11 protein-coding genes are annotated in these 12711 nt (G+C 69.5%); 4 read left to right on the top strand and 7 right to left on the bottom strand.

The features are described from left to right. Positions 1-71: 71 nt before the first annotated feature. The gene (locus BLQ91_RS14505) at positions 72-1004 is read right to left on the bottom strand and encodes a carbohydrate kinase family protein (RefSeq protein ID WP_090097362.1); all 933 of its coding nucleotides are present in this window, start codon (positions 1002-1004) and stop codon (positions 72-74) included. 6 nt (positions 1005-1010) lie between these two features. After that, positions 1011-1601 carry a TetR/AcrR family transcriptional regulator gene (locus BLQ91_RS14510; protein WP_090097363.1) on the bottom strand — a complete coding sequence of 197 codons (591 nt, stop codon included), beginning with the start codon at positions 1599-1601 and terminating at the stop codon, positions 1011-1013. Between the two features lie 84 nt (positions 1602-1685). On the opposite strand from BLQ91_RS14510, the gene BLQ91_RS14515 reads away from it, so the two are divergent. Continuing rightward, entirely contained in the window at positions 1686-2825 is a 1140-nt protein-coding gene (locus tag BLQ91_RS14515; protein WP_090097364.1) for an acyl-CoA dehydrogenase family protein, read from the top strand. Here the strand turns inward: BLQ91_RS14515 and BLQ91_RS14520 are convergent, their stop codons facing one another. Then, a complete protein-coding gene (locus tag BLQ91_RS14520) occupies positions 2826-4037 on the bottom strand; it encodes an amidohydrolase (protein WP_090097365.1) in 1212 nt (403 codons plus the stop codon). 190 nt (positions 4038-4227) lie between these two features. Then, complete coding sequence (locus tag BLQ91_RS14525) at positions 4228-5118, bottom strand: aldose 1-epimerase family protein (RefSeq protein ID WP_090097366.1); 891 nt, start codon at positions 5116-5118, stop codon at positions 4228-4230. Between the two features lie 38 nt (positions 5119-5156). Between BLQ91_RS14525 and BLQ91_RS42075 the strand changes: the two genes are divergently transcribed. Together BLQ91_RS42075 and BLQ91_RS42080 are read left to right on the top strand one after the other, a co-directional pair. After that, positions 5157-5933, top strand: a complete 777-nt coding sequence (locus BLQ91_RS42075) for an MBL fold metallo-hydrolase (protein ID WP_090097367.1) — start codon at positions 5157-5159, stop codon at positions 5931-5933. Beyond that, complete coding sequence (locus BLQ91_RS42080; RefSeq protein WP_090097368.1) at positions 5930-6646, top strand: AAA family ATPase; 717 nt, start codon at positions 5930-5932, stop codon at positions 6644-6646. Before BLQ91_RS42075 ends, BLQ91_RS42080 begins: the two co-directional genes overlap by 4 nt. A 4-nt stretch (positions 6647-6650) precedes the next feature. Here the strand turns inward: BLQ91_RS42080 and BLQ91_RS14540 are convergent, their stop codons facing one another. Further along, complete coding sequence (locus BLQ91_RS14540) at positions 6651-8045, bottom strand: APC family permease (RefSeq protein WP_090097369.1); 1395 nt, start codon at positions 8043-8045, stop codon at positions 6651-6653. Between the two features lie 79 nt (positions 8046-8124). On the opposite strand from BLQ91_RS14540, the gene BLQ91_RS14545 reads away from it, so the two are divergent. Next, the gene (locus BLQ91_RS14545; protein WP_143022651.1) at positions 8125-8919 is read left to right on the top strand and encodes a hypothetical protein; all 795 of its coding nucleotides are present in this window, start codon (positions 8125-8127) and stop codon (positions 8917-8919) included. Here the strand turns inward: BLQ91_RS14545 and BLQ91_RS14550 are convergent. Together BLQ91_RS14550 and asnB are read right to left on the bottom strand one after the other, a co-directional pair. Continuing rightward, complete coding sequence (locus BLQ91_RS14550) at positions 8903-10156, bottom strand: MFS transporter (RefSeq protein WP_245733424.1); 1254 nt, start codon at positions 10154-10156, stop codon at positions 8903-8905. The two genes, BLQ91_RS14545 and BLQ91_RS14550, sit on opposite strands and share 17 nt — an antisense overlap. 69 nt (positions 10157-10225) lie before the next feature. Next, positions 10226-12160: an asparagine synthase (glutamine-hydrolyzing) gene (gene asnB / locus BLQ91_RS14555; RefSeq protein WP_090097371.1), complete on the bottom strand. Its 1935-nt coding sequence runs from the start codon at positions 12158-12160 to the stop codon at positions 10226-10228. Positions 12161-12711: the final 551 nt, after the last annotated feature.

The following is a 12711-nucleotide window of genomic DNA, read 5'->3' on the forward strand; positions in this document are numbered from 1 at the left end:
GATGGGACCGGCATCACATCCGCAATGCCGGTTTCTAGCGCGGCTCCCCCACGGTAGTCCGATCCTCCGCTTTATCCAGCCAACGCGGCGGTGAGTTCGCTCGCAAAGGGCGGCTCGGCACCCGCGCGGGAACATGTGATCGCGGCCGCGGCGCCCGCGTAGGTCAATGCGGCCGTCCATTCCTCACGTGAGAGCGCGCGCACCTTCTCGACGTCAAGGGCGTCGTGGTCGTGCAGCCACGCGAGCAGGGCACCTTGCACCGTGTCGCCCGCCCCGATCGTGTCGACGACGTCCACCTCCACCGGCGGCACGTCGACCTGGTCGGTGGCGGTGATGACGGACAGGCCGTCACCGCCCTTGGTCAGGACGACCGCGGCCGGTCCCTGTGAAATCCACGTCCTTGCGATCTCGATCACGTCGCCGTCCTCGGCGAGCCACCGGGCGTCCTCGACGGAGGCCTTCAGCAGTCCGACGTCCGGCAGCCACGACGTGAAGCGCTCGCGGTAGGCGCCCGGATCGCCGATGAGCCCTGCCCGGATGTTGGGGTCGAGCGCGGTCAGCAAGCGCTTGCTCTCACGCCGCAGCACCTTCTCGTAGACCGAGGCGCCGGGCTCCAGGACCAGGCTGAGGGTGCCGAACGACACCGCCTTCGCGTCCGCCGGCAGCGGTCCCGGGTCCTCCACGAGGCGGTCGGCGGTGCCCTCGACGTAGAACGAGTAGCGCGCGCTCCCGTCCTCCGCGAGCCCCACGACCGCAAGCGTCGTGTTCTCCGGCCCGCGCTGGACGAGGGACGTCTCGACGCCCGACTCCTCGAGCCGCTTCACGAGCTGCCCGCCGAAGTGGTCGGTCGAGACGCGCGACAGGAAGGCCGCCGGCACGCCCAGCCGCCCGAGCGCGACGGCCACGTTGTACGGCCCGCCACCGAGCTTCGGCGCGAGCGGCGTCAGCTCGTCGTCCCCGACCGGCACCATGTCGACCAGCGACTCACCAGCAACCACGATCACAGCGTTCTACTCCTTCGGGGAAGCGCCCGTCCTCTGCAGCCCATCCAACAGCAGTTCCCCCAGCGCGGTGAACGCCTCGGCGTCCGAAACACCTGCCCGTTTCGTGAGGACTCCCGTCTGGATGCCCTCGATGAGCAGCCCGGCCATCTCGGCGAACAGCGTCGCGTGCACCTCGCGGAACACGTGCAGCTCGACGCCCTCCTGGATGAACGCCTTGATGCGCTCGGCGGCGGCACGGGCGTTGCGCTCGTAGGTCGCGCGCGTGGGCGGGAAGTCCGAGACGTCCGCGATGAACGCCGCCGAGGCCTTCGTCAGCTCCTCCGCCGCGCCCGCGAGGTAGCTGCCGATGCGGTCGCGCACGTCGTCGAGGCCCGCGATGCGCTTCTCGATGCGCTCGGCCGCCCCCTTGAAGTACCGCCCGACCACCCGCACGGCCAGCTGTTCCTTGCTGCCGGCGAGCGCGTACAGCGTCGACTTGGAGCAGTGCAGCCTGCCCGCGACGTCGTCGAGCGTGAGGTGTCCGAAGCCCTCGGTGAGGAACAACGCCTCCAACCGGGTGAGCAGCTCGGCCTGCCGCTGCGTGAGAGCCCGCGTCATGGTGAGGACCCTGCCACATCCGCTGGCCGGTGTACTGCACAACGCACTAGAGTACTGCTACCAGTACACCACCGGAGGTCGACGATGCCCGCCGAGCGGCTGCTCCCCACCCAAGAGGCCGAGGACCTGATCGCGCTGGTCAGGGAGATCGCGCGGGACGAGCTCAAGCCCCACGCCGCGGACGCCGAGGAGAACGAGAAGTTCCCCCGCGACGCGTTCCGCCTGCTGGGCAGGACGGGTCTGCTCGGCCTGCCGTACCCCGAGGAGTTCGGTGGCGGCGAGCAGCCCTACGAGGTCTACCTGCAGGCGCTCGAAGAGGTCGCCTCGGCGTGGATGACGGTGGCCGTGGGCCTCTCGGTGCACGTGATGTCGTGCTACGGCCTCGCCACGTTCGGCACCCGCGAGCAGCAGGACCGCTGGCTCCCCGAGATGCTCGAGGGCGAACTGCTCGGCGGCTACGCGCTGTCCGAGGTCCAGGCGGGTTCCGACCCGGCCGCCATGTCGACCCGCGCGGTCCGCAAGGGCTCCGAGTACGTCGTGAACGGCACCAAGGCGTGGATCACGCACGCCGGCGCCGCCGACTTCTACACCCTGATGGCCCGCACGTCCCCCGACGCGGGCCGCGGCATCTCCTGCTTCCTCGCACCCGGCGAGGCCCGGGGCCTCACCGCGCTGACCCCCGAGCGGAAGATGGGCCTCACCGGCTCGATCACCGCCCAGCTCGAGTTCGCCGACGTGCACTTCGACGCCGACCGCCTGATCGGCGAGGAGGGCGACGGCCTCAAGATCGCACTGTCCGCTTTGGACTCCGGCCGCCTCGGCATCGCGGCGTGCGCCGTGGGTCTCGCGCAGGCCGCGTTGGACGAAGCGGTCGCGTACGCCAAGACCCGCACCCAGTTCGGCCGCCCGATCATCGAGTTCCAGGGCCTCGAGTTCCTCCTGGCCGACATGGCCGCGGCCGTCGAGTCGGCGCGCGCCACGTACCTGCAGGCCGCCCGCCGCCGCGACCGCGGGCTCCCGTTCCGCCAGCAGGCGTCGATCGCCAAGCTCGTCGCCACCGACGCGGCGATGAAGGTGACGACCGACGCCGTCCAGGTGCTCGGCGGCGCCGGCTACACCCGCGACTTCCCGGTGGAGCGCTACATGCGCGAGGCCAAGGTCCTGCAGATCTTCGAGGGCACCAACCAGATCCAGCGCCTCGTGATCGGCCGCGGCCTGCGCTAGCTAGCGGCGCTCGCGGTAGAAGGGGTCGGCGACGGCCCCTTCCCCCTTGCTCTCGTCCCACGTGTAGACCTCGCGCCCCTGCACGAACACGCGCAGGGCCCGGCTCATCACGTCGAGCGGGTCCCCCGACCAGATGACGACGTCACCGTCGAGCCCCGGCTTCAACGACCCGACCCGGTCGTCGAGCCCCATGATCCGCGCGGGGTTCGTCGTGATCGACCGCAGCGCCACGTCGCTGTCGAGCCCTTCCTTCACCGCCAGCGTGGCCTGGTGCACCAGGAAGTGGATGGGCACGACGGGGTGGTCCGTCGTGATCGCCAGCTCCACCCCGGCCCGCGCCAGGATGCCGGGGTTGCGCAGCCCGCGGTTGCGCAGCTCCACTTTGGACCGCGACGTGAACAGCGGCCCGATGATGACCGGGATCCCCTTGTCCGCGATGACGTCCGCGATCAGGTGGCCTTCGGTGCCGTGGTTGAGGATCAGCCGGTACCCGAACTCCTCCGACAGCCGAATGGCCGTGGCGATGTCGTCGGCCCGGTGCGCGTGCTGGCACCACGCCAGCTCCCCGGTGAGCACCTTGCCGAGGACCTCGAGCGTGGTGTTGCGGTCGAAGGGCTTCCCGTCGGCCTCCGCCTCGGCCTTCTTGGCGAGGTAGTCCTGCGCCTTGGTCAGCTCGTCGCGGATGACCGCCGCCACCCCCTGCCGCGTGGCGGGCAGCTTCCCCTTCTCGCCGTAGACCCGCTTCGGGTTCTCCCCGAGCGCGCTCTTCACGCTGACGGGCTCCCGGACGAGCATCTCGTCGACGGTCCGCCCCCAGCACTTCACCGCGACCGTCTGCCCACCGATGGGGTTGCCCGACCCGGGCTTGATCACCGCGGTCGTGACACCACCACTGAGCGCGTCGGCAAAGCCCAGGTCAGCGGGGTTGATAGCGTCGAGCGCCCGCATCCGAGCCCCGACGGGATCGGTCATCTCGTTGGTGTCCTGCCCGGCCCACCCCTCGGCCTCCTCGTGGACACCGATGTGCCCATGGGCCTCGACGAAGCCGGGCAACACCCAGGCCCCGCCCGCGTCGACGACCTCGACGCCGTCCGGAACGTCGACGTCAGCGCCGACCGCGACGATCTTCCCGTCCTGGACGAGGACGGTGCCGCCTTCGACGGGGTCGCCGTCGACGGGCACGACGTAGCCCCCGGTGATCGCGATGTTCATGGTTAGCGACGCTAACGGTTGGGCCGGCCGACGGCCACCCCTGACCGCTCACACGCGATGCCGAAGGCCAGCCGTCCGAACGCCTTCCCTGCAGACAGATGGCGCACACCCACGCCGACCCGAGCTCACGCAGGCGTCCCCCACCCTCAGGACCCCTCGCAACACAACCTCCCCAGCACCCCCGACAAGATCAGGAGCTCAACGGCCGGATCCCCCACCGAGCCCCCCAGGACTCCCCGGGAGAAACCCAGATCAGGTCCACCCCGGAGTTCAGGGCGTCCGGCGGGCACGTCATCGGCTCGACAGCCACGGCCCGCCCCCGCCCGGGGTAGGAATCGGGCGTGTAGACCTGAACCCACCGGAACGCCGGATCCGCCCAGACCTCCACCCCGCCGTTCTCGGCGACCAGGGTGTGGTGGACCAGCCCGTCCTCCGACGGCTCGCACCCGCCGAACGGCGTGTCCAGCCGAACGCCCTCGAGCGGCCGCCCGCCGCGGAAGTCGAACGACGTCCCCTCGACCGGCACGGCAGGCCCCGAGGGCACCATCCGTTCGACGTCCAGCGGCAGCACCGAGGTCGCGGCCAGCGTCAAGGTGCACGAGTCCGTGGAAGCGTTCCCAGCCCGCGGGTAGGGATGCGTCCCGACCCCGAACGGCGTGGCCGCGTCCCCGACGTTCGTGACGCCGTGCGTGACCGTGAGACCGCGATCATCCAGTGCGTAGGACACCGTGACGTCGAGAGCGACAGGCCACCCGGCCTGAGGCTCGATCAACGCGCGCAACGACACCAAAGAGCCGGTGTGCTCCAGCACGGACCAAGGACGTCGGCGCAGCAAACCGTGGGCAGCGTTTCCCCGCGCCGGCTCGGTCACCTCGAGCTGCTGCCGCACCCCGTCCAGCACCCAAGACGCGCCTGCTGTCCGGTTCGGCCACGGCACCAGGACGGCGCCCGCGCTCATCGGCGGTTTCTCGTCGGCGCCGAACGTCTCGACGTACGGGACGCCGTCCACCTCGAAGGACCGCAGGCCCGCGCCTACAGTCGTGATCACGGCGGTGGCACCCTCGTACGAGATCCCCAACATGAGGCTGAAGCCTACGGGGCCAGCGGAAGGATTCGCCCATGAAGGTTCACCATCTGAACTGCGCCACGTTCCGGCCGCCCCTGGTCGCGGGCGGGCTGGTGGCCCACTGCCTGCTGGTCGAGACCGATCAGGGGCTCGTGCTGGTCGACACCGGGTTCGGCATGAACGAGATGACGAACCCCAAGGCGACGATCGACCCGTTGAGCCGCAAGCTGCTCAAGCCGGTGCTCGACATCAACGAGACAGCGATCAGCCAGGTCGAGCGGCGCGGGTACACCGCCGACGACGTGCGGCACGTCCTGCTCACGCACCTCGACCTCGACCACGCGGGCGGGTTGCGCGACTTCCCGAAGGCCACGGTGCACGTGCTCGACTCCGAACTGGAGGCGGCGAGCGACCCGCGCAACGTCAAGGAACGGGCGCGGTACCCGAAGGCGCAGCGGGAAGGCGTCACCTTCCGCACGTACGAGGCGGAGGGCGAGGACTGGTTCGGGTTCCGGGCCGTCCGGGACGTCGCGGGGCTGCCGGACGACATCCTGCTCGTGCCTCTGGTCGGTCACACCCGCGGCCACACGGGCATCGCGGTCAAGGGGGACGACGGCTGGATGCTGCACGCCGGCGACGCGTACTTCTACCGCGGCGAGGTCGAGACGCCGCCGAGCACCACCTTCCCGCTCAAGCTCACCGCCAGGCAGACCGAGACGATCCGCGAACAGCGTCTGTCCAATGTGGAACGGCTGCGGGAGCTCAAGGCGGGGGGCGAGGTCGAGGTGTTCTGCGCCCACGACCCGGTCGAGCTGGCCAGGCTGGCGTGACGTTCATCCGCCAGATCAGGCTGGACGGGCGGCACGACACCCGCCGCTACCCGTTCACGCTGCCGGTCGTCCGGCACCTCGTGGAGAACCCGGTCGACCTCCGGACGCCGGTCACGTTCCTCGTCGGCGACAACGGCGCGGGCAAGTCGACGCTGGTCGAGGCGATCGCGGTGGCAGCGGGGTTCAACGCGGAGGGCGGCACGCAGTCGTTCCGCTTCGCGACGAAGGCGACGGAGTCCTCGCTCGGCGACCACCTGACGCTCAGCTGGGGCACCAGGAAACCCCGCACCGGGTTCTTCCTGCGGGCGGAGTCGTTCTACAACGTCATCACCGAGATCGACCGGATCGGCGGGGGGATCCACGCGTCGTACGGCGGGAAGTCGTTGCACGAGCGGTCGCACGGCGAAAGCTTCATCGACCTGATGACGCACCGGTTCGGCGGCAGGGGCCTCTACGTGCTGGACGAGCCGGAGGCCGCGCTGTCGGTCAAAGGCTGCCTCACGGTCCTGAGGCGCATGCACGAGCTCGTCGGGGAAGGGTCGCAGTTCATCATCGCCACGCACTCGCCGATCCTGCTCGCGGCGCCGGGCGCGACGATCCTGGAGATCACCGACACGATCGACGAGGTCACCTACGACACGGCGGAACCGGTCGCGCTCACCCGCAACTTCCTGGGTGGGCCCGACCGGTTCCTGAAGCACCTGCTGGACTGAGCGGCTACTTGCCGAGGTTCTCCGGGTGCGTCTCCACCTTGCCGTGCAGCACGCGGTTGATGCCCCAGAGCACCAGGCCGGCGAGCAGCAGCCAGCCCGCGATCACGTAGTCGCCCCACGGGCGGCCCGAGAGCACCGGCATCGCGAGGTACGCGCACGTGATCGCGCCGAGCACGGGAGCCCACGTCGGCGCGCGGAAGTGCTCGCGCTCCGACTTCTCGCGGCGCAGCACGAGGCAGGCGACGTTGACGATGGTGAAGACGATCAGCAGCAGCAACGACGTCGTGCCGCCGAGCTTGCCGATGTCCGCGGTGGACACCAGGATCACCGCGACGCCGGTCGTGAAGACGATCGAGATCCACGGCGTGCGGCGGAACGGGTGCACGGTGCCGAAGAACTTCGGGATGATCTTCTCGTTCGCCATGCCGTACAACAACCTCGACGCCATCAGCATGTTGATCAGCGCCGAGTTGATGACCGCCAGCAGACCGATCAACGCGAAGATCCACAGCGGGAAGCCGGGCGCACCGACGGTGACGACCCTCAGCAACGCGCTGCTGCCCGCCTTGGCGAGCTCGTCGGACGGGATCAGCAACGACGACGTGATCGCGACCAGGACGTAGATCACGGCGGCGATGCCCATGCCCCACAGCATGGCGCGCGGGAAGATCTTGGCCGGGCTCTTGCACTCCTCGGCCATGTTCACCGAGTCCTCGAAGCCGACCATCGCGAAGAACGCGAGCGCTGTGGCCGAGGTGACCGCGAGCATCACGCTGCTGTTCGACGGCACGTTGATCTCGGTGAGCCTGCCGGGCTCTCCGTCGCCGTTCACGACGGCCCAGATGCCGATCAGGATGATGATCACCAGGCCGGACAGCTCGATGCAGGTCAGCACCACGTTCGTCTTGACCGACTCGGACACGCCGCGGAAGTTGATCAGGGCGAGGCCGGCGATGAAGACGATCGCGATGCCCGTGATGACGAGCGACTCCGGGCTGAGCGCGACGTCGAAGAACTCGACGAGCAGCTGCCTCAGGTACGTGCGGCCGAACGCGAGAGCCGCCGACGACGCCGACGTGATGCCGGAGCACATGACGGCGAACGCGACCATGAACGTCAGGAAGTGGATCCCGAACGCCCTGTTCGTGTAGAGCGCCGCGCCGGCGGCTTTCGGGTACTTGCCGACCAGTTCGAGGTAGCTGAACGCGGTCAGGAACGCCACCACGAACGCGAGCAGGAAGGGCAGCCAGAGAGCGCCGCCGATCTTGCCGGCCACGTTGCCGGTGAGGGCGTAGATGCCGGTACCGAGGATGTCACCGACGACGAAGAACAGCAGCAGCTTCGGGCCGATCGCCCGGTGCAGCTCTGGTTGCTCCGTTTGCGGAGTCGCTTCAGCCATGCCCGAAGATTCTGCACGTTTGCCGGGTCACCTGCGAGAACGGACGCTGACCTCACCCGATTGGTGTAACAATCGGATGATGAGACTCGCGGCAACAGCGATCATCGCCGCCTTGGCGCTGACCGCCTGCTCCTCGTCCGAACCCGCGGGTGGGAGCGCTCCGCAGCACCGCGACGTGAAGAGCCTGGTGGCCGCGGTGGAGAAGTCCGTCGCCGAGAAGGGCGCGTACCGCTTCACGATCGCGCCGCCGGCGACCGGGGGCGGCGTGCGGTACCCGTCGAACGGCACCGTGCGGCTGGGCGGTGAGGTGCCGGGCATGGACGCGACGACCACCCGTCCCGTGCGGTCCGGCGGTGACGCGGTGGAGCTGCGGCTCGTCTCGACCGCGAAGGACGCCGCGTTCGTGAAGCTGCCGGCCGCGCTGTTCGGGCTGCCCGCCGAGAAGCCGTGGGTGCGGCTCGACCGCAGGGTCGACGACGACTTCACCACGACGCTGCTCGGGTTCCACGACGTCGTCTTCCAGCAGGCCGCCTTCACCACCTACCACCTGCCGGTGATGAAGGCCGGCGGCGAGCTGGAGCTGACGGCGCAGATCGGCGGGAACACCCGGTACTCGCTCGCCGTCGACTACCGGAAGGCCTACGACGCCCTCACCGACGAGGGCCTGCGCACCGAGCTCAAGCTCGCCCTCGACCAGCAGGTCGCGGGCTCGACCGGGGAGATCGAGCTCGACGGCGCCGGTCTGCCGGTCCGCATCGCGTTCTACACGCAGTTCCAGGGTGCGCGGATCGTCGACGAGGCCCGCTTCTCCGACTGGGGAACCGAAGCGGAGATCACCGCGCCGGGTCCGGCCGAGATCAGTCCGCGGAGTTGACGCGGTAGCGCCAGATCGCCGGCATCAGGGCGACCATGGCGACCGACGCCACGACCACCAGCAGGCCACCGACGGACACGGCCGCCGCGGTGCCGAACGCCGCGCCACCCGTGCCGTGCAGGAGGTCCGCGACGCGCGGGCCTCCCGCCACGACGACGATGAAGACGCCCTGCATCCGCCCGCGCATCTCGTCGGTCGCGGCCGACTGCAGGATCGCGCCGCGGAACGCCATCGACACCATGTCCGCCGCACCGGCGAGCGCCAGGAACGCCGCCGCGACCCACAGCGAGCCCGCGAGGCCGAAGCCGGTGATCGCGAGGCCCCAGCCCACCACGGCCAGCGTCAGCGCGACGCCGTGCCGGTTGATGTTCGAGATCCACCCGGACGTCAGCCCGCAGATCACCGCGCCGACCGGGATCGCCGCGAACAGCACGCCGAGCGCGAACCCACCGCCCGCCGGGTCGCCGAACGTGTGCTGCGCCATCTCCGGGAACAGCGCCCGCGGCATGCCGAACACCATCGCGATGATGTCGAGCAGCATGCTCGCCATCAGCACCTTCTGCGCCCACAGGTAGACGAACCCGTCGAGCACGTCCCTCAGGCCCGCGCGGCGGACCACCCCGTCCAGCGGGGGCATCGCGGGCAGCTTCCACACCGCGTAGACCGTGACGGTGAGCGCGATCGCGTCCACGAGGTAGAGCGTGGAAAGCCCGACGACCGGCATGAACGCACCCGCGAGCAACGGCCCGAGCACAGCGCCGAACTGCATGACCGTCGAGCCGAGAGCCCCTGCGGACGGCAGCAGCTCCACCGGCACGAGCCTCGCGATCGCCGCTGATCGCGCCGGGGCGTTGGCCGCGAAGAACACCTGCTGCAGGCCGAGCAACGCGATGACGAGCCACACCGAACCGACGCCCAGGGCGGCCTGGACCCAGAGCAGCACCGACGAGACGGCGATGCCGGCGTTGGTGACGAGCATCAGCTTCCGGCGGTCGACGGTGTCCGCGATCGCACCACCCCAGAGCCCGAAGACGAGCAGCGGGACGAGCGCGACACCGGCGGCGATGCCGACCCACGCCGACGAGCCGGTGAGGTCGTAGACCTGTTTGGGAACGGCGACGGCGGTGAGCTGGGAGCCCACCGCCGTCACGATCGTGGAGAGCCACAACCGCCGGTACGCGACGATCTTCAACGGACGGGTGTCGATCACGAACGTCGAGCGCGCGCTTCTCCCCACAGTGGCCACATCGTTAGCCTATGACAACTAACAACTGCTTCACGTGGGGATGTCACCAAGACCACTCGGCTAGAGGCGCACCGGGTACACCGGCTCCGGCACCTTCGGGCTGATCCGGCCCTCGACGAAGATCCCGTGCCAGATCATGAAGCACAGCAGGCTCCACAGCTGCCGGCTGCGGTCGAACTGCTCCGACCTGTGCTCGGCGAGCAGGTCGAGCACCGCGTTCTTGTCGAGCAGGTGGCCGGTCTGCGAGTCGTTGACGATCCCGCGCGCCCAGTCGTACATCTCGGCGCGCAGCCAGTGCCGGATCGGCACCGGGAAGCCGAGCTTCGGCCGGTTCAGCACGTGCGCCGGGATGATCTTCGCCAGCGCCTTGCGCAGCGCGTACTTGGTCGTGCCCTCGGTGAGCTTCTGGTCGAGCGGCACCTCGGCCGCGATCTTGAAGACCTCGGGGTCGAGGAACGGCACCCGCAGCTCGATGGAGTTGGCCATCGTCACCTTGTCGGCCTTGACGAGGATGTCGCCGCGCAGCCACGTGAAGAGGTCGATGTGCTGCATGCGCGCGACCGGGTCCCAGTCCTCCGACTCGCGGTACCAGGGCGCCGTGACGTCCTGGAAGCCGATGCCCTCCCGGTAGCCGGGGAACACCGCCCGCACCTGCGCGTCGCTGAAGTTGCGCGCGTTGCCGTAGTAGCGCTCCTCCAGCTTGAGCGAACCGCGCCGCAGCAGGTCCTTGCCGCGCACACCCTCCGGAATGGACTTCGACACCGCGCCCATCAGCTTGCGCACGCCGCCCGGCACCTTCTCGAACGGCGCCAGCGACAGCGGCTCGTGGTAGATCACGTAGCCGCCGAACAGCTCGTCCGCGCCTTCGCCCGAGAGGACCGCCTTCACGTACTTACGCGCCTCTTTGGCGATGAAGTACAACGGCACCAACGCCGGATCCGCCACCGGGTCGTCGAGGTACCAGAGGATCAGCGGCAGCTCTTCCATCATCTCTTCGGGCGACACGGTCCTCACGACGTGCCGCACCCCGATGGCCGCCGCGGTCTCCGCGGCGACGTCCACCTCCGAGTACCCCTGGCGGTCGAAACCGCTGGTGAACGCGATGAGGTTCGGGTTGTGCAACTTGGCCAGCGTCGCCGTGGCCGTCGAGTCGATGCCACCCGACAGGAACGCCCCGACCGTGACGTCCGGGTCGGAGATCATGTGCTTGGCCACCGAGTCGCGCATGACCTCGGCGATGCGCTCGTGCAGCGCCTCGGCCTCGTGCGCCCCGTTCACCGGCCGCGGCGAGAACACGGGCTTGAAGTACCGGTTGAACAGCACCTGCCCGCCCGGGCTGACCTTGAACGACGTGCCGGACTCCACCCGCCGGATCGCCTTGTGCAGCGACTCGGGCTCCGGCACGTACTGCAGCACCAGGTAGTGCTGCAAGGCCGTCTGGTCCAGCTCCTGGCTGATCCCGAGCACACCGGTCAGCTGCAGCAGGCTCTTCTTCTCCGACGAGAACGCCACCCCACCGGGACCGCTCGCCCAGTACAGCGGCTTGATCCCGAACGGGTCCCGCGCCCCGAACACCACGCGCTCCTGCGCGTCCCAGATCATGAACGCGAACATCCCGCGCAGCCGCTTGACCCAGTCGGCCCCGAGGTAGTGGTACCCGACGACGATGGCCTCACCGTCGCCCTTGGTCTTGAAGTGCGCGCCGAAGTGCATGGCCAGCTCGGCCCGCAGCTCCTTGTAGTTGTAGATCTCGCCGTTGAAGTTCAGCGTGTACCGCGTCGGGTTCTCCGGCGGCCCCCACACCAACGGCTGGTGGGAGTGCTCCAGGTCGATGAAGCCGAGCCGGTTGAACCCGTAGACGACCTCGGCATCGGCCCACGTGTCCTGCTCGTCGGGACCGCGGTGCCGCTGGCAGCGCAGTGCTGCGGCCACGGAGCCGCGCGCCGAGGCCGCGGCGGCTTCGGTGGAACAGATGAGTCCGAGCACTCCGCACACGTGAAATCGCACCTCGTAGCTAGCTGTTGCTGAAATCCCAGTATGCCGAAGCTGGGATCGGACATTCGCGCCACCCGAAGGACGCCCGGGGGCCGGGTCAGGTTCCTGAGGGGTGGCGCCGGGCACGGCTGGAGCGGCGCGGCGGGGGGATGGGCCGCGGTGGTGGCCGCGGTGGTGGGTCTGCGTGACGGGGCCGGGTGCTCGGCGGTGCGGTTCGGGCACGGGCAGTGGCTGGCGGCTGGCGGCTGGCGGTGGCTGCGGCTGCGGCTGCGGCGGCGCACGCTGACGCAGAGGTCCCCTTTGAGTTCGGGTCCCCCGCGACCGAACGTACTCAGCGGGTCTGACAGTTCCGACGCGAAGCCGAAGGCGGGCCACCTGACCGCCGACCGCGATGGCGAAGCCGAACCTGCCGAACCTGCCGAACCATACGGCTCTGACCAGGGATGATGGCGCAACCACGCGCGATGCGGAGCTCAGCGCGACTCACCCGCAGAGGTGGCATCACCAGCAGGGGTGACCCACCCCGGAGGGGACAGGAAACGGCCACCCCA

The sequence above is a fragment of the Lentzea jiangxiensis genome (assembly GCF_900104175.1).
In the GTDB taxonomy this organism is placed as follows: Bacteria; Actinomycetota; Actinomycetes; order Mycobacteriales; family Pseudonocardiaceae; genus Lentzea; species Lentzea jiangxiensis.

Excerpts from the sequence above, each read along its gene's own strand:
- BLQ91_RS14540 (WP_090097369.1), bottom strand. The coding sequence starts at position 8,045 with ATGGCTGAAGCGACTCCGCAAACGGAGCAACCAGAGCTGCACCGGGCG.
- BLQ91_RS14545 (WP_143022651.1), top strand. The coding sequence starts at position 8,125 with ATGAGACTCGCGGCAACAGCGATCATCGCCGCCTTGGCGCTGACCGCC.
- BLQ91_RS14510 (WP_090097363.1), bottom strand. The coding sequence starts at position 1,601 with ATGACGCGGGCTCTCACGCAGCGGCAGGCCGAGCTGCTCACCCGGTTG.
- BLQ91_RS14520 (WP_090097365.1), bottom strand. The coding sequence starts at position 4,037 with ATGAACATCGCGATCACCGGGGGCTACGTCGTGCCCGTCGACGGCGAC.
- BLQ91_RS14515 (WP_090097364.1), top strand. The coding sequence starts at position 1,686 with ATGCCCGCCGAGCGGCTGCTCCCCACCCAAGAGGCCGAGGACCTGATC.
- BLQ91_RS42075 (WP_090097367.1), top strand. The coding sequence starts at position 5,157 with ATGAAGGTTCACCATCTGAACTGCGCCACGTTCCGGCCGCCCCTGGTC.
- BLQ91_RS14525 (WP_090097366.1), bottom strand. The coding sequence starts at position 5,118 with ATGTTGGGGATCTCGTACGAGGGTGCCACCGCCGTGATCACGACTGTA.